General features: G+C 75.3%; 10 protein-coding genes. All 10 read right to left on the bottom strand.

Annotated elements, in window-relative coordinates; all coding sequences use genetic code 11:
• Positions 1 to 47: 47 nt before the first annotated feature.
• The 10 genes from I5Q34_RS11075 to I5Q34_RS11125 all read right to left on the bottom strand — a co-directional run bounded on the left by I5Q34_RS11075 (position 48) and on the right by I5Q34_RS11125 (position 22,084).
• Positions 48 to 530 (bottom strand): hypothetical protein, encoded by a 483-nt coding sequence (locus tag I5Q34_RS11075; RefSeq protein ID WP_199892029.1) that lies wholly within the window; start codon positions 528 to 530, stop codon positions 48 to 50.
• A 166-nt stretch (positions 531 to 696) separates the two neighbouring features.
• The gene (locus I5Q34_RS11080; RefSeq protein ID WP_199892030.1) at positions 697 to 1,026 is read right to left on the bottom strand and encodes a hypothetical protein; all 330 of its coding nucleotides are present in this window, start codon (positions 1,024 to 1,026) and stop codon (positions 697 to 699) included.
• Positions 1,027 to 1,133: 107 nt separating this feature from the next.
• Positions 1,134 to 3,392 carry a cation-translocating P-type ATPase gene (locus I5Q34_RS11085; protein WP_199892031.1) on the bottom strand — a complete coding sequence of 753 codons (2,259 nt, stop codon included), beginning with the start codon at positions 3,390 to 3,392 and terminating at the stop codon, positions 1,134 to 1,136.
• A gap of 84 nt (positions 3,393 to 3,476) precedes the next feature.
• The gene (locus I5Q34_RS11090; protein ID WP_199892032.1) at positions 3,477 to 3,704 is read right to left on the bottom strand and encodes a heavy-metal-associated domain-containing protein; all 228 of its coding nucleotides are present in this window, start codon (positions 3,702 to 3,704) and stop codon (positions 3,477 to 3,479) included.
• A 156-nt stretch (positions 3,705 to 3,860) separates the two neighbouring features.
• Positions 3,861 to 4,601, bottom strand: coding sequence for a thioesterase II family protein (locus tag I5Q34_RS11095; protein ID WP_199892033.1), 741 nt, complete (start codon positions 4,599 to 4,601; stop codon positions 3,861 to 3,863).
• Entirely contained in the window at positions 4,598 to 7,579 is a 2,982-nt protein-coding gene (locus tag I5Q34_RS11100) for a type I polyketide synthase (protein ID WP_199892034.1), read from the bottom strand. Before I5Q34_RS11100 ends, I5Q34_RS11095 begins: the two co-directional genes overlap by 4 nt.
• 46 nt (positions 7,580 to 7,625) lie before the next feature.
• A complete protein-coding gene (locus I5Q34_RS11105) occupies positions 7,626 to 8,864 on the bottom strand; it encodes an MFS transporter (protein ID WP_199892035.1) in 1,239 nt (412 codons plus the stop codon).
• A gap of 1 nt (position 8,865) precedes the next feature.
• Complete coding sequence (locus I5Q34_RS34615) at positions 8,866 to 18,528, bottom strand: non-ribosomal peptide synthetase (RefSeq protein WP_234428717.1); 9,663 nt, start codon at positions 18,526 to 18,528, stop codon at positions 8,866 to 8,868.
• Complete coding sequence (locus tag I5Q34_RS11120; protein ID WP_199892036.1) at positions 18,525 to 20,297, bottom strand: acyl-CoA dehydrogenase family protein; 1,773 nt, start codon at positions 20,295 to 20,297, stop codon at positions 18,525 to 18,527. The genes I5Q34_RS34615 and I5Q34_RS11120 overlap by 4 nt, the downstream gene beginning before the upstream one ends.
• Before the next feature lie 227 nt (positions 20,298 to 20,524).
• Entirely contained in the window at positions 20,525 to 22,084 is a 1,560-nt protein-coding gene (locus I5Q34_RS11125; RefSeq protein ID WP_199892037.1) for an asparagine synthetase B, read from the bottom strand.
• Between the last annotated feature and the right edge of the window lie 370 nt (positions 22,085 to 22,454).

Raw genomic sequence — 22,454 nt, forward strand, 5'->3', positions numbered from 1 at the left:
GGTGCCGGGCCGACGGCACGATGCGCCTGATCGGTGGCGTCCTCGTCTCAGCCGGCTTGCTTGGACGGGGACTTGGACGGGGTCTTGGCGGCGGGCTTGGCGGCCGGCTTGGCCGGGGTCTTGCCCTTGGCAGGGGTCTTGGCAGGGGTGTCGGCCGGGGGCTTGATCCCGCCCTGGACCTTGCCTGCCGCGTCCTTCGCGGTGCCCTGGACCTTGCCGGTGGTGGCCTTGACGGCGCTCCGGGTCTTGCCGGCGGTGGTCTTCGCCGCGCCCTGGGTCTTGGCGCTGGTGCTCTTCAGCGCGCCCCCGGCGGACTTGACCGCTCCCTGGACCTTGCCCGTCGTGCCCTTGACCTGGTTGCCCGCCTGCTTGCCGTGGTCTCCGGCGGCCTTGTGCAGGTGGGAGACGACACCGTGGGCGGGGTGGGGCGCGTCGGCGGAGGCCGCGCTCCCGGCGGCCGCGGCGGCTCCGGTCAGCAGAGCCGCCGAGGCGGCGACCATGGCGGCGCGCCGCATTCCTGCGTGAGACATGAGCTTCTCCTGGCTCAGGGCTTCCGGCGGGTGAATCCGTGTGCGCGGAAGCCGTGTTCTCGGTACGCAGGCATCTTGGTGGGGCGGATGGGTAGTTGGGGGAATTCGGGGCCGCGTTCCTCCGTCCGGATGATGTGACGGGTGCGGCAGGGAAGCGGCGCAGGTGTCAACTGCAAACGACGTAGACGGTGGTGACGCGCGGGTCGTGAATGGCGTTGATGGGCGCGGTGGTCACGGTCCAGCCGGTCGCGTTGGGGGCGGGGAACGATTCGGAGATGTAGTTGTCCTCGTTGTTGCTGATCGACGCCCCGCCGCCGGTGGCGTGCCGGCCGTTGGTGCAGAGGACGGTGTGGGTCGCCGCCTCGTCCGCCGGGTCGTTGAACGTCTCCTGGGCGACGACGGGCACCTGCGCGGCGGCGGTGCCGGCCGGGAGGAGCACACCGGCGGGCACCGCCAGAGCGGTGGTCAGGGCGAGGGCGAGGCGGGCGAGCTTCATGGGGTGCCTCCACAGGGATTCGCGTCTGTGAAGAGCACAGCGCCGGTCGGGCCCGACCACCAATGACCTGAACGGGTGATGGAGTTCGGCGGAGTTCGGGGGCGCGGCTACTTGAAGGCCCGCAGCCGCAGGCTGTTGGTGACCACGAACACCGACGAGAACGCCATCGCCGCACCCGCGATCATCGGGTTGAGCAGGCCGAGGGCCGCCAGCGGGAGCGCGGCGACGTTGTAGCCGAAGGCCCAGAAGAGGTTGCCCTTGATGGTGCCGAGGGTGCGGCGGGAGAGGCGGATCGCGTCGGCGGCCACGAGGAGGTCGCCGCGGACGAGCGTGAGGTCGCTCGCCTCTATGGCGGCGTCGGTGCCGGTGCCCATGGCGAGGCCGAGGTCGGCGGTGGCGAGGGCGGCCGCGTCGTTGACGCCGTCGCCGACCATCGCGACCGTGCGGCCCTCGCCCTGCAGGCGCCGGACGACGTCGGCCTTGTCCTGGGGGAGGACCTCGGCGATCACCTCGTCGATGCCGACCTCGCGGGCGACGGACTCGGCGACGGCCCGGTTGTCGCCGGTGAGCAGGATGGGGGTCAGGCCGAGGCGGCGCAGTTCGGCGACGGCCCGGGCGCTGGTGTCCTTGACCGCGTCGGCGACCGTGAGGACGCCGCGCGCCGCGCCGTCCCAGGCGACGGCGACCGCGGTGCGGCCCTCGGCCTCGGCGGCGGCCTTCGCGGCGGCGAGTCCGTCGGGGAGCACGATGGACCAGTCGGCGAGCAGCCTCTCCCGGCCGACCAGGACCGCGTGGCCGTCGACGACGCCCTGGACGCCGAGTCCGGCGACGTTCTCGAAGCTCTCCGGCGCGGGGAGTTCACCGGCGCGCTCCGCCGCTCCGTCGGCGATCGCCCGGGCGACGGGGTGCTCGGAGGCGTGCTCCAGCGCGCCCGCCAGCCGGAGCAGTTCGGTCCCGTCCGTGCCGGGGGCGGTGACGACGTCCCGGAGGGTCATGCGGCCCGTGGTGACGGTTCCGGTCTTGTCGAGGACGACGGTGTCCACGCGGCGGGTGGACTCCAGCACCTCGGGGCCCTTGATCAGGATGCCGAGCTGGGCGCCGCGCCCGGTGCCGACCATCAGCGCGGTCGGGGTGGCCAGGCCCAGCGCGCAGGGGCAGGCGATGATCAGGACGGCCACGGCGGCGGTGAACGCGGCGGCGGTGTCGCCGGTGGTCAGCAGCCAGACGGCCAGGGTGCCCAGGGCTATCAGCAGGACGACGGGGACGAAGATCCCGGAGATGCGGTCGGCCAGGCGCTGCACGGCGGCCTTGCCGTTCTGCGCGTCCTCCACCAGCCGGGCCATGCGGGCGAGTTGGGTGTCGGAGCCGACCCGGGTGGCCTCCACCACCAGGCGGCCCGAGGTGTTGACGGTGGCGCCGGTGACGGTGTCGCCCACGGTCACGTCGACGGGGACGGACTCGCCGGTGAGCATGGACGCGTCCACGGCCGAACCGCCCTCGGCCACGGTGCCGTCGGTGGCGATCTTCTCGCCGGGGCGCACGACGAACCGGTCGCCGACCGTCAACTCCGAGACGGGCACGCGCACTTCGCGCCCGCCGCGCAGCACGGCCACGTCCTTGGCGCCCAGCTCCAGCAGGGCGTGCAGGGCGGCGCCGGCCTTCCGCTTGGAGCGGGCCTCCAGGTAGCGGCCGGCGAGGAGGAAGGTGGTCACGCCCGCCGCGGCCTCCAGGTAGATGGAGGACGAACCGTCGGTGCGGGAGACCGTGAAGTCGAAGCCGTGGCGCATGCCGGGCATGCCCGCGTGGCCGAGGAACAGGGCCCACAGCGACCAGCCGAGCGCGGCGAGCGTGCCGATCGAGACCAGGGTGTCCATGGTGGCGGCGCCGTGCCGGGCGTTGGTCCAGGCGGCCTTGTGGAAGGGGAACGCGCCCCAGGCGACGACCGGTGCGGCCAGCGTCAGGGAGAGCCACTGCCAGTTGTCGAACTGCAGCGCCGGGACCATGGCCATCAGTACCACCGGCAGCGACAGCGCGAAGGACATCCACAGCCGCTGCCGCAGGCCGTCGGTCTCGTCCCCGCCTCCGGCGGCCTCGGCCGCGGCCGGCTCCGGCGCCGTGGGCGGGGCCGGTTCCCGGGCGGTGTAGCCGGTCTTCTCCACGGTGGCGATCAGGTCGGCGACGGTGACGTCCGCGTCGTAGGTGACCTTGGCCTTCTCGGTGGCGAAGTTGACGGTGGCGCTCACGCCGGCCATGCGGTTGAGCTTCTTCTCGACGCGGGCCGCGCACGAGGCGCAGGTCATGCCGCCGATGGCGAGCTCCACGCCGGTGGCCGGACCGGCGGGTGTGTCGAGGTCGGTGCTGGTCATGGGGGTTCTCCCGGGAGGAGGGCCGGGGCCGTACGGCGGCCATATCAGTGGGGCGGTACGGCCCGGCGCGGGTGCGGGGGTGCGTCAGGCGCGGCCGACGAGCTCGTAGCCCGCCTCGTCCACGGCGGCGCGGACGGCCTCGTCGTCCAGCGGGGCGGCGGAGACGACGGTGACGAGCCCGTCGGCGGCCACGGCGCGGACGGAGGTGACGCCCGCGAGCGCGGAGACCTCCTCGGTGACCGCGCCCTCGCAGTGGCCGCAGGTCATGCCGGTGACCTTGTAGACGGTGGTGGTGCCGGGCTGAGAAGTCATGGCTGCTTCCTCGGGTCGTGCCGCGCTCGGGAGCGCGCGGTGTCTCTCGTTACGACCAAGGTATACCCCCCAGGGGTATCTGCAAAGGGCGGGGCGGGAACGCCGAAGCGGGTGGCCGCCCCCGAGGGCGACCACCCGCTTCACGACGGACGGGCGTCAGAGCAGTGCGGTCAAGGTGTCCCGCAGCGCGGCCGGGTCCTCCCGGAAATAGAAGTGACCCCCTTCGAAGCGGTGCACGTGGAACTCCGCGCTCGTGTGCTCGCGCCACGCCTCCAGCTGCCCGGGCGTGACCGTGTCCGCGTCGCCCCCGAACACGTGCAGGGGGACGGGCAGCGGGGCGCCGGTCCGGTGCCGGTGGGTCTCCAGCAGCGTGAAGTCCGCGCGGAACGCGGGCAGCAGCAGCGCCACGAGGTCGGGGTCGGCGGCGATCTCCGGGGGGATGCCGCCGTACCGGCCGCCGACGGCGGCGACCAGCTCGGCGTCCGGGAGGTCGTGCAGCCGCGGGGCGGTCCGGACGAGGTGGGGCGCCGGGTAGGCGGAGACGATCAGCCGCTCCGGCAGCGGCCGGCCGCGCGCGGCGAGCCCGCGGACCGTCTCGAAGGCGGTCAGCGCGCCCAGGCTGTGCCCGAAGAGCGTGTACGGCGGGGTGAACCCGGTGCTGTCGAGCAGCGCGCCGACCCAGTCGGCCATGGCGGTGAGCGGTTCCTCGGCGGCCCGCCCGCCCCGGCCGGGCGGGCAGACGCCGGACACCTCGACGCCCGGCAGGTCCCGCCCCCAGCGGACGTATTCGCTCGCCAGCCCGCCGGAGTGGGGGAAGCAGTACAGGCGGCCGGCCGGGGCGGCCTGCGGCTTCCCCACCAGCCAGGGGCTGCGATTCCTCGTGACCGGGACCGTCATGCCGCGCTCCTCGCTCCCGCCCCGCGCTCCTCCAGGAGCGTGGCGAGGGTCCGGGCGTCCTGGCCGCGCAGCACGTCGGCGGCGGTGACGGGCGCCGCGAACTCCTCGGCGGCCCAGGACGCGAGCTTGACGGCGGTCAGGGAATCGCCGCCCAGGTCGAAGAGGCTGTCGTCGGGCTCGATGCCGGGGATGCCGAGGGCCTGCCCGAAGGCGGTGAGGACCGCCGCCAGGACGGGGGTGACGGCCTCGGCCGCGTCGCCGGGCTCCGCCGTCGTGGGCGTCCCGGCAGTCGTCCCGGCCGTCGGGCCGATCCAGGAGTCCGGCGTCCCGCCGTCCGCGACGGCCGCCGTCGCAGCCGTCGGCTCCAGCGGCGGCACCAGGTAGGTGCGCCGCTCGAACGGGTACGAGGGGAGCACCACCCGCCGCCGCTCCTCGCCCCCGTGCAGCGCCGCGAAGTCCAACTCCGCGCCCCGGGCCCACAGTTCGCCGACGCCGGACAGCAGCGTGGCCGCCTGGGAGGCGTCCTCGGCGGGGTGCGGGGTGAGGTGGACGACGGCCTGCTTCGGCTCGTACCCGGGGTGCTGGCGGGCCAGCGTGGACAGGGTCCGGCCCGGGCCGATGTCGACCAGGGCCTGCACGGGGCTGCCGAAGAGCGTGGTGAGCGCCTCGCCGAACCGGACGGGCTCGCGCAGGTGCCGGGTCCAGTACGCGACGGAGCGGACCTCCTCCGGATCGGCCCACTGCCCGGTGGTGTCCGAGAGGACGGGCAGCACGGGCAGGCCGCGCTCCAACGACCCGACGAATTCGGCGAATCGCCCGCTGATCGGCTCGACCAGCGGCGAGTGCCCGGCCGTGTCGATCCGCAGCAGCCGCGCCTCGACGCCCCGGCCGACGAGCTCCTCGGCGAACCGGGCGACGGACTTGGCCGGTCCCGTGACGGTGCACTGGCCGGGCCCGTTCACCGCCCCGACGGACAGTTCCGGCGGCAGCTGCGGGGCGAGCCGGTCCTCGGGCAGCTTCACGGCCGCCATGGCCCCGGCGGGCACCGTGCCGAGCAGCCGGCCGCGCTCGACGACGAGCCGCATCGCGTCGCGCGGCGCGAACACCCCGGCCACGCAGGCCGCGGCGTACGCGCCGAGGCTGTGGCCGGTCACGGCGGCCGGCCGGATCCCCCAGGACTCCAGCAGCCGCGCGGTCGCGTACTGCACGGCGAAGACAGCCGGCTGGGACAGGGCGATCGTGGCCAGCCGGGCGGCCGCGGCGGGCCGTCCGCCCTCGTCCGCCGGGAAGAGCGTCTCGCGCAGGTCCAGCCCCAGCGGCCCGGCCGCCCACTCGGCGGCTTCGTCCAGGTGGCGGCGGAACTCCGGTTCGTCCGCGTACAGTTCGGACGCCATCCCGAGGTGCTGGCCGCCCTGCCCGGCGAAGAGGAACACCGGTTCCGCGCCGGACGCGGCGCCCCCGCCGGTGACCGCGGGCAGGGCCGCCGCGGCCCCGCCCGCGTCCCGGGCCACGACGAACCGGCGGTGCGGGTGGTGCGTCCGGCCGGTCTGGAGCGTCCACGCCGCGTCGGCGAGGTGGGTGCCGGGCCGGGAGCGCAGGTGGCCGGCGAGCCGCCGCGCCGCCTCGTCCGCGGCCGTCGCCGTCCTCCCGGAGACCACCACGAGCTGGTGGCGGCGGCCGGGCGGGGAGGCGGGGCGGGCCGGGGGCTCCGCCACGACGACGTGGGCGTTGGTGCCGCCGACGCCGAGCGCGTTGACTCCCGCGATCCGGGGACCGGCGGACTCCCAGGGCCGGGTGGCGGCGTTCACCTCGAACGGCGAGGAGGCGAAGTCGATGGCGGGGTTGGGCCGTCGGAAATGCAGGCTGGCGGGGAGCACGCCGTGCTCCACGCTGAGCACCGTCTTGATCAGGCCGACGACGCCGGCCGCCGCGTCGGCGTGGCCGACGTTGGTCTTCACCGAGCCGATGCGGCAGTGCCCGCGCCGGTCGGTGCTCTCGCGGAACGCCCGGGTCAGCGCGGTCACTTCGATGGGGTCGCCGAGGGCGGTGGCGGTGCCGTGCGCCTCCACGTACCCCACGTCCCCGGCGTCCACGCCCGCCGCGAGGTGCGCGGCGCGGACGACCTCGGCCTGCCCGGCCACGCCGGGGGCGGTGAAACCGGCCTTGTGTCGGCCGTCGTTGTTCACCGCGGACCCGCGGATCACGGCGTGCACGTGGTCGCCGTCCTCCAGCGCCTCGATCAGCGGGCGCAGCACGACCAGCCCGACGGCGCTGGCACCGACCGTCCCGGCGCTGTCGGCGTCGAAGGTCCGGCAGTGCCCGTCGGGGGAGACGATGCCGCCCGGCGTGTAGCGCGGCCTGGGGAGGTGCGGCAGGACGCTCGCGCCGCCCGCCAGCGCCATGTCGCACTCGCCGTTGAGCAGGGCCTGGACGGCGACGTGGACGGCGACCAGCGAGGTGGAGCAGGCGGTCTGCACGGCCAGGGCGGGGCCGGTGAGGTCCAGGTGGTAGGCGATGCGGGTGGCGAGGAAGTCCGTCGCGTTGGCCTGGCGCAGCTGCCATTCGTCGAGGAAGGGCAGCCGGTCGAGGCGGGCCCGGACGGCCTCGGCGTAGCCGTTGGCGGAGGCGCCGACGAAGACGCCGGTCACCGGCCGGTCCTCGGCGCCGTGCCCGGCGCGTTCGAGGGCCTCGTGCGCGCACTCCAGCAGGAGCCGCTGCTGCGGGTCGGTGATCAGGGCGTCGTTGGGCGAGAGGCCGAAGAAGCCCGCGTCGAAGTCGCCCGCGCCGTCCAGCACCCCGTAGGCCGGGGTGAATTCGGGCCGGGCGGGGTCCCGCCGGTCGTCGAGGACGGAGACGGTCTCCCGGGCCTGAAGGAGGTTCTCCCAGAAGCGCTCCACGTCCGGGGCGCCGGGGAACCGGCCGGCCATGCCGATGACGGCGACGTGGTCCTCGTACTCCGCGCGTTCCTCGGGGGTCATCGCGCATCCTCCAGGTGGTGTGTCTGCGGCGTGAGGTGACGCATCGTCAGTCCTCCGCCTTCTTGTCGCGGCCCGCGGCGGCGCCGATCACGAACAGGACGGCCGCCGCGGCCTGCAGGGCCGCGAGGCAGGCGAACGTCGTGGACAGCCCGGTCCGCTGGACCGTCGTGCCGGCCAGCAGCCAGCCCGCCGTCCCGCCGACCAGCGCGATCGCGGTCGCCACGGTGAGTGCCTCGGTGCGCCGGCCGGCCGGGATCCGCAGGACGCGGACGGCGGCGACGGGCGCGCTGGAGGCGCCGTTGAGGAAGCCGACGAGCACCAGGAGCCCGGCCAGGCCCGCGGTGCCGAGCGGGAGCAGGAGCCCGGCGAAGGCCGCGCCCAGGGCGACGCGCCCGCCGACCGCCAGGGTGCGGGCGGGCAGCCGCTTCAGCAGCCGGCCGACCAGCAGGGTGCCCAGCAGCGCCCCGCCGCCGAAGGAGGTCAGCAGTACGCCGGCCACCACGGAGGAGCCGTCCTCCCTGGTCACGGCGATGACGGGCATCAGGGCGAACAGCGCCTGCCAGGCCATCTCGCCGAGCGCCAGCCCCGCGGACCAGCTGCTGACCAGCCGGTCCGCGAGCAGGGTGCGCAGCCCGGACGCGGGGGAGCGGCGGGCCGCCGCGGCCGGCGGCCCGGAGGCGTGCGGCAGGCACAGCCGCAGCAGGACCGCCGAGGCGGCGAAGCTGACCGCGTCCAGCAGGAGGACGACGGGCGCGTCGAACAGCGAGATGAGCGCGCCGCCGAGGACCGGGCCGAGCAGCACGCTGAGCCGGGTGGCGCTCTGCAGGGCCGCGTTGGCCCGGCTGAGCAGCTGCTCGTCCTCGCCGACCACGGTGGGCAGGATGGACTGCTGGCTGGCCGTGTAGGGGGCGAAGAAGGCACCCATCGCGAACATCACGGCGACGAACGCGGGCGTGCCGAGCCAGCCGAGCCAGTACAGCAGCGGCAGCAGGGCCACGAGCGGGCCGCGGACCGTATCGCCGACGATCATGATGCGGCGGGGGCCGATGCGGCCCGTCCAGGAGGCGCCGAAGAAGCCGAAGACGGCGATGGCGGCGATCTGGGCGGCCATGACCAGGCCCATGTCCGTGGTGGAACCGGTGAGCTGGAGCGCCAGCCAGGGCATGGCGACCGCGCTGAGCTGGGTGCCCAGCATGGAGATCGTCTCGGCGGCCAGGAGCACGCGCAGCGTGGGGTGCCGGCGGATGGCCACGGTCCCGGTGGCGGGGGCGGCTTCGGTGGTCATGTCACTCGCCTTCCGTCGCGGTGGAGCGGTGGCGGTTGCGGCGGCTGCGCCGGCCGGAGCGGACGGGACGGCGGGGCGACGTGTCGTCGTGCCCCGTCGTGCCGTCCGCGTCCAGGAGCCGGGCGAGCGCCGCGACCGTGGTGTGCTCGAACAGCGCGGTGATCGGCAGCTCGCGGCCGAACTCCGTGGCCAGGCGGCCGTGCAGCTTGGCCAGGGCCAGTGAATTGCCGCCCAGGTCGAAGAAGTTGTCGTGCGCGCCGACCCGTTCCAGGCCCAGGACGCCGGACCACAGCGCGGCGACGCGCCGTTCCGTGCCGGTGCCGGGCGACACGTAGCCGCCGGTGCCGACCAGGTCGGCCCGCTCCGGCGCCGGGAGGGCGGCGTGGTCGACCTTGCCGCTGGTGGTGAGCGGGAGCGCGGGCAGGACGACGAGCGCCTCGGGCACCATGAACTCGGGGAGTTCGGCCCGTGCCCTGCGCAGCAGTGCGTCGGTGTCGGGGGTCCGGCCGTTCCGCGCCGTGACGTATCCGACCAGGGCCGGGGTGCGGTGCGGGTCCCCGGTGACGGCCGCGTGCGCGACCTCGGGCTGCCGCAGCAGGAAGTGCTCGATCTCGCCGGGCTCGACCCGGTAGCCGCGGATCTTGAGCTGCCGGTCGGCGCGGCCGAGGTACTCGACGGTGCCGTCGGCCAGCCAGCGGCCGAGGTCGCCGGTGCGGTAGACGCGCAGCGGCTCGCCGTCGGGCTCGACCGTGCGGAACCTCTCCGCCGTGAGTTCGGGCCGGCCGAGGTACTCGACCGCCAGTCCGCGTCCGGCCAGGTGGATCTCGCCGGTGGTGCCGGCCGGGCAGCGGCGTCCGCCGTCGTCGAGGACGAGCAGCCGGGTGCCCGGGAGCGGGCGGCCGACGCAGTTGAGCGGCGCGTCCCCGGCGGCGTCCACCTCGTGCTCGGTGGAGGCGACGGTGTTCTCGGTGGGGCCGTAGCTGTTCATCAGCCGGTACGGCAGGCCGCGGGGCGGGCGCTGGGACAGCGCGGCGCCGCCGAAGGCCATCCAGCGCAGGCCGCGCGGGCCGCCGCCGGTGCTCCACACCGCCTCCGCCAGGGCGGTGGCGAGGAACGCCACGTCCACCCGGCGCCCGTCGAGCCAGCCGCCGAGCGCGGCGGGGACGACCCGCTCCTCGTGCGGCACCAGGCAGGCGCCGTTGGCCAGGGCCTGCCAGACCTCCTGCTGCGAGCTGTCGAAGCTGACGCTGAGCAGGTGGGAGCAGCGGTCGCCGGGGACGATGCCGAAGGCGTCCGCGCTCCAGCGGACGAGGTCCGCCAGGCCGCCGTGGCGGATGACGGCGCCCTTGGGGGTGCCCGTGGTGCCCGAGGTGTAGATCACGTAGGCCGGGGCGTCGGGGGACCAGGTGTCCGGGAGGGAGGCCGGGTCTCCGGTCTTCGTCACCTCGGTCTTCGTCACCCCGGTCTTCGTCACCTCGACGACCGGGCCGGTGAACGCGGCGGGACGCGGGCCCGCGGGGCTCGTCACGAGCACGTCGGCGCGGACGTCGCCCAGGACGAACTCCTGGCGCGCGGCGGGCCACGACGGGTCGACCGGGCAGAAGGCGGCCCCCGCGAACCAGGCGGCCAGCATCCCGGCCGGGTAGTCCGCGCCGCGCTCCAGCAGCAGGGCCACGGTGCCGCCGCCGTCGGCGGGCAGGTGCGGCCGCAGCGCCCCGGCCAGGGCGCGGGCCCGCTCGACCAGCGCGCGGTAGTCCGTCGTGCCGTCGGCGGTCTCCACCGCCGGTGCGTCCGGCCGGATTCCCGCCTGTTCCAGGACCAGTTCGGGCACGGTCGTCAGCGGGCCGGGCTCGGGGCCCCGCTCCCACCGCCGGATCCGGTCCGTCTCCTTTGCCGTGGTCAGGTCCAGGCCGGCGACGGGCACGTCGAGGCTGTCGGGGAGCAGGTCCAGGACCGCGCCCAGGCCCTCCGCGATCCCCTCCACGTCGGCGCGGCGGAACCGGCCGCCGTCGTAGGCCAGCCGGCCGTCCAGCCGGTCGCCGTCCAGGGTGAGCGCCACCGTCAGGCCGAGCTTGCCGGTGTACGAGGCGCCCTCGCCGTCGAGCGCGACCGGACGCAGGGTGCTGCCGCCGACGGACCGGCGGCCGGGCGCGGTGCCGAAGGCGAGCGAGACGTCGGCGTAGGGCGTACGGCCGGGCCTGCGCGGCGGGTTGAGGCGGTCGACGACGTCCTCGAACGGCACGTCCGCGTGCTCGAAGGCGCCCAGCACCTCCGTGCGCGCCGCCTCCAGCGCCTCGCGGACCGTCGTGCCGGGGCCGAAACGGGTGCGCAGGGCAACGGTGTTGAGGCAGGGGCCGAGGACGTCGGCGAGGCCCGGGCGGTCGCGGTTGGTCATCGGGCTGCTGATCACCACGTCGTCCCGCCCGGTGCGCCGGTTCAGCAGGATCGCGAGGCCCGCCGTCACGGCCATGAACGGCGAGAAGCCGTGCCGCTCCTGGAGGGTGCGCAGCCGCTCGCCCAGCCCGGCGGTGAAGGCGGCCGCGACGATGCCGTGCGGCGCGCCGGGCGGCGGGGCCGGGAAGTCGGTGTACGCCGGCGCTCCGGCCAGCCGCTCCTGCCAGTGGGCGAGCCCGGCCTCGTGCGCGGCGCCGCCGCGGGCGGCCCGCTGGGCCTCGACGAACGCCCGGTACGGCGTCGCGGTCGGTATCTCCCGCTGCCCGCCCGCGAGTTCGCCGAGCAGCTCCGCGACCGACGCGGCCAGGGCCGTGGCGTCGGCGGGGGCCACGCGGTCGCCCTGGTAGGAGAGCATCGCCTCCAGGGCGCCGTCCTGCTCGGCCACGGTCAGCGTCAGGCCGAACTTGGCCTCGTGCGCCCACAGCGAGTCGGCCGTCAGCGGCCGCAGCTCGGCGTCCCCGAGCACCGCCCGGCGGTCGCTGCGCAGGTTCATGTTGAGGGCCACGTCCGCGTACGGGGTGCGGCCCGGGACGCGCTCGGGCCGCAGCCGGGACAGCACCTCGTCGAAGGGCGCGCGGCCGTGCTCGAACGCGTCCAGCACCTCGGCGCGCATCGCGCGCAGCGCGTCCAGGACGGTGGCGCCGGCGGCGTGGTCCGAGCGCAGGACCACGGTGTTGAGGCAGGGGCCGAGAAGTCCGGCGAACTTTGGCCCGCGCGTGCTGACCGGCACGCCGAGGGTGAGCGACGGCCGTCCCGTCCAGCGGTGCAGCGCGACGGACAGGGCGGCGCCGAAGGCCATGAACCAGGAGGCGCCGTGCGCGTCCGTCACCGGACGCAGCCGCGCCGGCAGGTCCGCGGGCAGCGGTACGCGGACGGCGCCGTCCGGGCCGGGCCGGGCGGGGGCCGGGAAGTCGGTGTACGCCGGTGCTCCGGCCAGCCGCTCCTGCCAGAAGTCCAGGTCCGCGGCGGCGGGTCGACCCTCGCTGCGGTCGCGGTACTGGAGCGCGGGCGGGGCGGAGGGGACGCCGGCGAGGGCGTCGCGGTAGCAGCGCTCCAGCTCGCGCAGCAGGACGGGCACGGACTCGCCGTCCACGACGAGGTGGTGCAGGAAGAGCGCCAGCGCCTGCCCGTGCGGGCCGTCGGCCAGGGCGGCGCGCAGGAGCCGTCCCGAGCCGAGGTCGAACGGGTCGCGGGCGGCGGCGTCCAGCCACGCGGTGGCGGCGTCCTCGGGCGCGTCACCGGCGGGCGCCTCCAGGACGGGCCGCCAGGGCGCGAGGACGACCTGCCGGACGCGGTCGCCCTCCGGGCGGAAGGCGGTGCGCAGGATCTCGTGGCCCTCGACGAGCCGGGCGAGGGCGTCCTCCAGCACGCGGGCGTCGAGGCGCCCGTCGACGCGCCAGGCGAGGAAGACGTTGTTCCGGGCGCCGTCGGCGGCCTGCTCGGCGAGCCAGAGGCGTTGCTGGAAGGGGGTCGCGTCGGTGCCGGCCGGTTCGGCGGGGGCTGCGGACGGCGCCGTGACCGGTGCGCCCGGCGCGGGCGCCGCGGTCGTCACCCCGGGGTGCGGGGCGGGCGCCGTGACCGGTGTGCCCGGCGCCGGTGTCGTGTCCGTACTCCGGGCGGATGTGGCGGGCCGGCCGGGCGTCGCGGTCGTCACCCCGGCGTGCGGGGCGGTCGCCGCGTCGGCCGCGTCCGTCGCACGGGCGGACCGGACGGACGCCGCGCCCGCTGCCGCCGCGCCAGGCGCCTCCGTCGCGCCCGCCGCGCCGAGGCCCCGCCTCGCGTCCACGATCCCCGCCAGATCCCCCAGCACCGGCGTCTCGAACAGCGTCTTGATCGGCAGCGTGACGCCGAACCGTTCCGCGATCACCCCGACCAGGCGCACCGCCTGCATCGAGTGCCCGCCCAGCGCGAAGAACGAGTCGCCGTCCCCGACGGACGGCACCCCGAGGATCTCGCCCCAGACACCGGCCAGTTCGACGGCCGTCGCCGAGCGCGGGGCCGCGGGCGCCGCGCCCGTGGCCGGCGTGGTCGCCGCGGCGCGCAGCGCGGCCGTGTCCACCTTGCCGTTGACGGTCAGCGGGATCTCCCGCACGACGTGGAAGAGCGACGGGACCATGTACGAGGGCAGCTTCCGGGCCAGCAGGCTACGCAGTTCGCCCGCCGTCAGCGGCTTCGCGCTCTGGACGACGGCGATCAGCCGGTCGTCGTCCGCGAGGACCACCGCGTCCGACACGTCGGGGTGCTCGCCCAGGCAGGACTGCACCTCGCCCAGCTCGACGCGGTAACCCCGCAGCTGCACCTGGGAGTCGGCGCGCCCGATGAACCGCAGGGTGCCGTCCGGCCGGTACGCGGCGAGGTCGCCGCTGCGGAAGAGGGTGCCCCCGCCGAAGGGGTCGGGGACGAAGCGCTCGGCGGTCAGCTCGGGGCGCCCGAGGTAGCCGCCGGCCACCCCGTCGCCGCCGACGTGGATCTCGCCCACGGCCCCGACGGGCAGCAGCCTGCGCCCGGTGTGCCGGTCGAGGAGCAGCAGCCGCGTCGTGGGGATCGGCGTGCCCACCACGCTGGTGTCGGTGTCCATGTCGCCCCGGGTCACCGTCCGGACGCTGGCGTGGACCGTCGTCTCGGTGATGCCGTACATGTTGACCAGCCGCACGTGCGGGAAGCGGTCCGCCCACGCGCCGAGCATCGCCGGCCGCAGCGCCTCCCCGCCGAAGATCACGTACCGCAGGGCGCCGAGCCCGTCGGGCGTCGCCGGCTCCAGCTTCAGCAGCCGGCGGAACGCGCTCGGCGTCTGGTTGAGGACGGTGACGCGCTCGCGCTGGAGCAGGTCCCAGAAGAGCGCGGGGTCCCGCGTCTCGTCCTCCGGGACCAGGACGACGCGGCCGCCGTGGGCGAGGCCGCCGAACAGCTCCCAGACGGAGAAGTCGAAGGCGTACGAGTGGAACATCGTCCACACGTCGGACGGCCCGAAGGCGAACGGCGTCCGGTCGTTGTCCAGCAGCCGCGCGAGGTTGCGGTGGGTGAGCACGACGCCCTTGGGGCGGCCCGTGGTGCCGGAGGTGTAGATGCAGTACGCGGGGGAGTCCGTCGGGACGTCCGGCAACGGCACGTCGCCGCGGCGCGTCAACAGGCCGTCCAGGGAAAGGGTTCGGCCCTGGAACGCCTCGTCACCGGCGGACGGTGCGATCGCGAGCCGCGCCGCCGAGTCCGTGAGGATGAACTCCTTGCGCTCGGCGGGCACGGCCGGGTCGATCGGCAGGTACGCGGCGCCCGCGAGGAGCGTGCCCAGGACGGCCCGGACCTGGTCGGCGCCGCGCGGGAACAGCAGCGCCACCAGCTCGCCCGGGCGGACCCCGGCGTCGAGCAGCCCGCGGGCGACGGCCTCGGCGTCGGCCAGCAGCGCGCCGTAGGTGATGTGCGTGGTGCCGTCGGTGAGGGCCACGGCCTCGGGGCGGGCGAGGGCCCGGCGCCGGATGACCTCGTGGACGGGCGTCCCGTCGTACGCCGCGTCCGTCGCGTTCCAGGTGACGAGCTGGGTGTGCCGCTCGTCCTCGCCCAGCGGGTCGGTGTCGCCCACCGCCCGCTCCGGCCGGTCGGTCAACTGCCGCAGCAGCGTGCGGTAGTGGCCGGCCATGGCGGTGATCTGGTCGTGGTCGAAGTAGCGGCCGTTGTGGACCAGAAGCGCGTCGTGGCCGTCGCCGCCCGGCTGGAGGAAGAGGTGCAGGTCGTACTTGCCGTGCCCGCCGGCGGTCTCCACCTGGGCGGCGACGGAGCCGTCCGGGCCGGTGAACGCGGCGGCGGCGTCGGCGTAGCTGAAGAGCACGTCGAAGAGCGCGGTGCGGCTCATGTCCTTCGACGGGTCCACCCGCCGCACCAGCTCGTCGAACGGCGCCCGGTCGTGCCGGCGCGCGTGCGCGGTCTCGGCGGCCGTGGCCGCGGCGAGCTCCGCGAAGGGACGGCCGGAGGCCGGACGCAGGCGTACGGGAAGGAAGTTGGCGAGCGGGCCGACGACGTCGCGGTCGGCGTCGCCCCGGCCCGGGTGGGAGAGGCCGAGGACCATGTCCTCCTGGCCGGTGTACCAGTGCAGCAGCGCGGCGAACGCGGCCAGCGCGAGGTCCGGCACGCCGACGCCCAGCCGGTCGGCGGTCTCCCGCAGCGGCAGACCGTCGGGGAGGCCGAACGCGACCGTCCGCTCCTCGTAGACGTGGACGGCGTCGCGGGCGTGCCGCTCGGGCAGCCGCACGGGGTCGGCGGGCGGCGTGAGCACGGCGGCGCGGGCCGCCAGGTCGCGCTCGCGCGCCTCGGGGTCGGCGGCCGCCAGCCAGCCGGCGAAGCCGCTCGGGCGGGGCGCGGTGCCGTTCAGCGCGGTGAACAGCTGCTCGCCGACGAGCCGCAGCGAGGCGCGGTCGACCACGGCCTGGTGCCCGCAGAGCGCGAGCCAGCCGCCGTCGCCGTCCGCGTCCGGCAGCACCGCGACGCGCAGCAACGGGCCGTCCCCGAGGGCGAACGGTTCGGCCGCCCAGTCGGTGAGGGCGCGCGGCACGCCGCCGCCCGCCGGGGCGGGCGCGGCGGGCAACCACCGCGGGGTGACGGTGAGTTCGTCCCGGACGCGCTGTGCGACGCGGCCGTCCGCCGTGACGAGGTCGGTGCGCAGCGCCTCGTGGGCCCGTACGACCGCGGCGACGGCCCCCGTCAGCGCCCGTGCCTCCGGCAGCCGGTCGAGCCGCAGGTGGAAGGGGAGGTTGTGGTAGGTCGGCGAGCCGGTGTAGACCGTGCCGGTCTCGAACTCGTCGACGAACCACATGCGTTCCTGGTGGGCGGACGCGGGGTGCAGGGCGTGCTCCGTGGCTGGTGCGGTGGGTGCGGTGTAGTGCGCGTCGAGGTCCTGGAGCAGCAGCGCCTCGCACGCGCCGTCCCAGAGCAGGTGGTGGACGCAGACGAACACCACCTGTTCGCCGGGGCCGAGTTCGACGAGGGCGGCGCGCAGCAGCCGGCCCGAGGCGAGGTCGAAGGGCTCGTGGGAGGCGGTCCGCAGCCAGTCGTGCAGGGCGGCGTCGGGGTCGGGGCGGCCGGAGAGGTCGACGCGGGCGACGTCCGGCGTCCAGGGCGCGTGGACGGCCTGCGTCAGCTCGCCGTCGCGCTCGTGGAAGGACGTCCGCAGGATCTCGTGGCGGGCCACGGTGGCGGCCAGGGCCCGCCGGAACGCGTCGGCGTCGAGCGGGGGACCGGCGCGCCAGGCGAGGGGGACGTTGTACGCGGCGGGGGCGCCGGCGAACCGCCCGGAGAGCCAGACGCGTTGCTGGAAGCTGGAGGCGGGGAACTCCTCCGGCGCGGCCCGCGTGCCCGGCTCGTCCGCGGAACCGGCCGTGCCGATGGCGGCCGGTGAAACGGTGGCGGGCAGCGCGTGGGCCGTGAAGTCGGCGAGCCTCGGATGGTCGAAGAGCATGCGGATGGTCGCCTCGCCGCCGAGGCGTTTGGTGACGGCCGCGACGAGGGCTTCGGCGAGGAGTGAGTGTCCGCCGAGTTCGAAGAAGGAGTCCTGGGGGCCGACGGGGCCGCTGCCGAGGATCTCCTGCCACAGGGTGGCCATCTCGCCGAGCCGTACGTCCGCCGGGTCGGTCGCCGGTGTCTCCTCGGCGGGGAGTGCGCGGGCGGTGAAGTCGGCGAGGCGGGGGTGGTCGAAGAGCATGCGGATGGTCGCCTCGCCGCCGAGGCGTTTGGTGACGGCCGCGACGAGGGCTTCGGCGAGGAGTGAGTGTCCGCCGAGTTCGAAGAAGGAGTCCTGGGGGCCGACGGGGCCGCTGCCGAGGATCTCCTGCCACACGGCGGCCATGTCGTCGAGCCGTGCCACCGCCGCCGTCCCGGCGGTCTCCGCGCGGTCGTCGTGCGCCCCGCCGGCCGGGGCACCGGCGACGCCGATCACCCGCGCCTCCGGGTCGTCCGCGATCGTCCGCAGGACGCGCAGGTAGTCGGCGGCCATCGCCCTGACGACCGTGGGGCCGACCGCCCCGGCCGGGTCCTTCCACAGCAGGTGCGTGCCGCCGCCGTCCTCGCGGACCATGAGGGCGAGGGAGAAGCCCGCGACGCTCTCCATGGGGAGCAGGCGCAGCCTCGTGTCCCCGGTCAGCCGCAGGTCGTGCACGTCGAGTCCGTCGCGCAGGCCCGCGTGCCAGTACTGGAAGACCGTCTGGTGGGTGCGGCGCCGTTCGTCCGGCCCGGTCAGCCCGGCCGCGCGCATGATCGAGGGCAGCGGCAGGTCGCCGTGGCGCAGCGCCTCCTTGACCCGGGTGCGGACCCGGGCGAAGAGGTCGGTGTACCGGTCGTCGTCCTCGACGCGGGCGAGGACGGGCAGGGCGTTGACGAAGTAGCCGACGTGGTCGGCGAGTTCCGGCAGGCAGCGGCCGTGGTACGGCAGGAACGACAGCACGTCCGGCGAGCCGCTGTACCGGCGGAGCAGCGCGTAGTAGCCGCCGAGCAGCACGGTGACGTACGAGAGCCCCAGCTCGTCGGCGCGGGCGCGGAGCGCGGCCGCGAGGTCCGGCGGCAGGTCCTCGCCGTGCACGGTGTACGCGGGGGCCTCGGGGCCCGCCGGCAGGGCGAAGCCGGGCGCCCCGGCGCCGAGCGCGCCCTTCCAGTGGGTGCGGTGCTCCTCGCCCTCGGGCCCGTCGGCGAGCGCGCGGGAGTGCGCGGCGAAGGCGGCGAGGGCGGGCGCGTGGTCGCGGCGCGGGACCTCGTCGCCCGCGTAGGCGGTGCGGAAGGCGTCGAGGAGCAGCAGGACGGAGGCGCCGTCGTGGACGAGGTGGTGGACGGCGAGCAGGAGCACCGTCCAGTCGGGCCCGTGGATCAGGTCGACCCGGGCCAGCGGCCCGGTGAGCAGGTCGAAGGGGGTCCGCCAGGCGTCGCGGACGGCGGTGTCGCGGTCCAGGGCCGTGGTGGTCTCGCGGACGGGGATGGCGGGGGCGCCGGACCAGTCGAGGACGGTGCCGCCGGGCCCGCCGGCGACCCGGGCCCGCAGCTGCGGGAAGGCGTCGCCGAGCGCGGCCACGGCCCGCCGCAGCCGCGCGGGGTCGACGCCGCCCTCCACGGCGAACGGGAGGGGGATGATGTGGATCGTCTGGGCGGGGTCGAGCTTCCACGCGATCCACATGGCCTCCTGTCCGACGGACAGGGGGACGTGCTCCGGCTGCTCCGGTGCGGCGGCGGTGCTCATGCGTGGCTCTCTTCGGCTCGGACGGTGTGGGGGTCGAGGAACGTGAAGCCCGCGCCGCTGGTCCACGCGTCGCTGACGGCGGCGAAGTCCGGGCCGGGCGCGGCGTGCAGCCGGCGGCGGAGGTCGTCCGCGCGCTGCAGGGCGGAGACGCAGAAGACGTCGGCGAGGGCCTGTCCGCCGTCGTCCCCGGCCGCCGAGAGGGCCGAGGCGCGGGCGAGGACCACGGACGCGCACAGCAGCTCCCGGGCGATCCCGGCGAGCAGCACCAAGGTCCGCTCCTTGGCGAGGAGTTCGTCCTTCACCGGGTGGCTGCGGGAGAGCTCCAGGCAGGTGCGGCCGAAGCGGTGCACCTCGGCGGCGACGGTGCGCAGGTGGCCGAGGTTGCGGGGGCTGAGGACGGTGCCGTCGGTGTCGAGGGGGGCGGGCCCGTCGGTGAGCAGTTCGGCGGCGTGGTCCGGCTCGGGGTAGTAGTAGGAGAGGATCGACAGGCGGCCGATCCAGTTGTCGATCTGGAAGTCGACCCCGCCGGAGATCCGCAGGTTGCGCAGGTCCCGGACGAACCGTTCGAGGGGGATGGGGGGCGCGCCGCGGTCGCGCTTGCTGGCGGCGGTCTCGTAGCCCTCGGCGGCGAGCAGGGACGTGGTCCGGTCGGCGATGGCCCAGCCGAGCAGGGAGGCCGCGTTCTTGGCGGCGGTCTGCTCGTAGCGGAGGTTGAGGCCGCGGTCCTGGTCGTCGGGGAGCAGGCACCACTGGGCGAGGCTCTCGATCGCGAACGTCTCGGCGAGGGTGTCGGCGAGCTGCCGCTGGACCTCCTCGTAGTCCGACAGGGGCCGGCCGTCGACGATCCTTCGCTCCGCGAAGTCGCGGGACCAGCCGGCGCAGAGCCGGGCGACGGCCAGCGCCGGGGCGGCGATCAGGTGGAGCCGGCCGCGGGTGACCAGCCGGGCGGTGGCCGGGGTCTGGCGGATCACGTGCCCGCTGTCCGCCTCGACCAGCATCTGGGAGCCGGGCACGCGGACGTCGTCGAACTCCAGCCGGCCGTTGGGGAATCCCTTGATGCCCATGTACTCGTGCCAGGCGCCGCTGGTGACCCCGGGGCTGTCGGTGCGGACGAAGAAGATCCGGACCCGTTCGGCGTCGTCCTCGCGCACGGTGGCGGTCACGCTGACCACCTCGGCGACGGGGGCGTGCCCGACGAAGACCTTGCGCCCGTTGAGCAGGTAGTCGTCGGTGCCCTCGATGCGGGTGGCGGTGGTGGTGCGGCGCTGGTTGGCGGCGCCCTCGGGCTCGCTGTCCGCGCTGGCGGACCGCCCGCCGCGCCGGACGACGCCGGCGAGCAGCTCGCGCAGGGGCCCCTCGGGCACGACGGGGAGGAAGGCGCTCGCGCCCAGGGCGTTCTCGATGGCCAGGGAGAGCGCCACCGGGGTGGAGACCCGCGCGGCGGCCTCGACCGCGCGGAAGGTGTTGTAGTGCGAGGCGCCGCGCCCGCCGGTCCCGGGGCCGGCCTGGAGGGCGAAGTACCCGCGCGCGCCCAGCTCTTCGGGCAGCCCCTCGGGCATGGCGCGGCGGGCGTCCAGCTCGTCGGGGTCCACCCGCTCGCGCAGCAGGTCGGCCAGCTCCTCGACGAGGCGGTCGCCGGCCCGCGCGTCCCCGGGGTCCTGCACGGGGAAGTCCCGCAGGAGGTCCCAGCGGAAGCGGCCCTGGTAGAGCTCCTCCAGGAAGCTGGGGCGGTCGGGATCACTGGCGGCGTTGCGTGTGGTCTGTGACACGGGTGTTCCTCGTAAGAGCGCGTGTTTTCGGGGTCGTTGACGCGGACGCGGGCGGCGGCACGGTGGTGCGGGCACCCGCGACGGGGGAACTGCCTGAAGAAGAACTGCCGGAAGGAGAACTGCCGGAAGGAGAGCTGTCCGAAGAAGAACTGTCCGAAGAAAAGCGAGAGGTGAGGCCGGGGCCGCGCGGTGTGGGGGGTGGTGGCACCGCGGCGGCCCCGGCCGGTTCACAGCCGGACGTGGACGCGCAGTCTGCGCAGCCAGGCGTCGAGCTGGAGGATCATCTCGGCGTCCGCGCGGCCCAGCCAGCCGCCGCGGTCGAGGGACGCCGGGTCGTCGATCACGCGCCGGACGCCGGCCAGGTCGACGAGCGGGCGCACCGGGGCGGAGCCGTCGGCCAGGAGGTCGCGCAGCCTGCGGACCAGCCCGGCCTTGTACTCCGGGTCGTAGGTGATCGGGTAGGGCACCTTGGCGCGGGTGAGGACGGAGGCCGGGACGAGGTCCCGGCCGACCGCGCGCAGCAGGCTCTTCTCGCGCCCCTCGAAGGACTTCTCCGCGGCGGGGACGTTGTAGAGCAGGTCGTACAGCCGGTGGTCGGCGAAGGGGAAGCGGATGTCCAGCCCCGCGGCGGCGCCCAGCCGTTCGGAGTGGGGGACGGCCTGCTCCAGGAGCCGGGTCATGTGGAGGTGGTCGATCTGGCGGGCGAGCCGGTCCACGGGCTTGTCGCCGGGCAGGTGCGGCACCTCGTCCAGGGCCTCGCGGAAGGTCCGCTCCAGGTGGCCCTCGATGTCGACGGCGCGCAGCAGCGCCGGGTCGATGAGGCCGGTGCCGATGCCGTACGGCATGCCGAACCGGCGGGACCGCTCGATCCACGGGAAGGACGTGAGGACGCGGCCCTCCTCGACGGCGCCGTCGTGCCCGCCGAACAGCGCGTCCGCGGCCTCGCCGCTGAGCACCACCGGGACGTGCCGGGCGACGTACCCGCTGAACAGGTACGGGGTGGTGTTCTTGTCGCCGAACGGGGTGGGCTGGTCCTTGGCCGCGAGTACCTCGGCGAGGGTGACGGGGTCCAGCAACTCGCCCGGCCGTACGGTGATTTCGCGGTGGTCGCAGTGCCACATGCGGACCACCTCCTCGGCGTACGGCCGGTCGGGCACGGCCGCGGCGGTGTCGCCGAACAGGACGGTGAAGGTCCGCGGGGCCCGGCCGGTGCTCGCGGCGACCAGGCCGGTGAGCACGCTGGAGTCCAGGCCGCCGGAGAGCAGGACGGCGGGGTCGGTGCCGTCGGCCTCGCGGCCGATGGAGTCCTCCAGGAGTTCCCGCACGCGGGCGATCGTGGCGGCGCGGTCCAGCTCGTGGGGACGGGCTCGAAGAGCCCAGTAGCGGCGGACGGTCCGGCCCCGCGGGGTGAAGGTGACCGTGTGGCCGGGGGGCACCTCCAGCATTCCGCGCAGCACACCGGTGCCGGGGCTGCGTATCTGGGAGAGAACGGCGCCTATTCCCGTGGCGTCTATTTCCGGGGTCACCAGGGGATGCGCGGCGACGGCCGCGGTCTCCGAGGCGAAGACGACGCCGCCGGGCGTGGGGAAATAGCTGAGCGGCTTGATTCCGAACCGGTCCCTGCCGAGGACTAGCGCCTTTTTCCGCTCGTCCCACAGCGCAAAGGCGAAGGCGCCGTCGAGATGCTCCGCGAGGGATTCCCCCCAGCGCTCCCAGGCGCGGAGCACCGTAGCCGCGGAGGTGCCGTCGCCGACCGCGACCACCAGCGCGGAGCCGTCGGGACCCACGGTCGTAGCAGGTTGCGACTGCGAAGGGTCGGGGTCGTGTGTGCGCTGTACCAGGGCGATGTGCTCACCCAGCCAGGAGCCGGCACCTTTCCGTCCGCGAGCGGCGACGCCCGCGCCTAACTCCGCCACGGTGAGCTGACGGCCTCTCAGATCACGCTCTTGGTCCAGCCAACCGGCGATACCGGCCACGATAAACCTCGACATTCATACCGCGCGAATATGTTGCCACTTTGTGAAACTTGACGTGGCGAATAACTCGGAAGGCAAGCGCCGGGCCAGAGCCCGCGCGGTGTGAAATCGCGTGCGGCACCGACTCCTTGACTATGGCCGGTGGCACATGAACCTGTCCAAGACATCTTCAACAAGGACC

Origin of the sequence: Streptomyces sp. AV19 (genome assembly GCF_015999245.1) — a bacterium.
Taxonomy (GTDB): Bacteria; Actinomycetota; Actinomycetes; order Streptomycetales; family Streptomycetaceae; genus Streptomyces.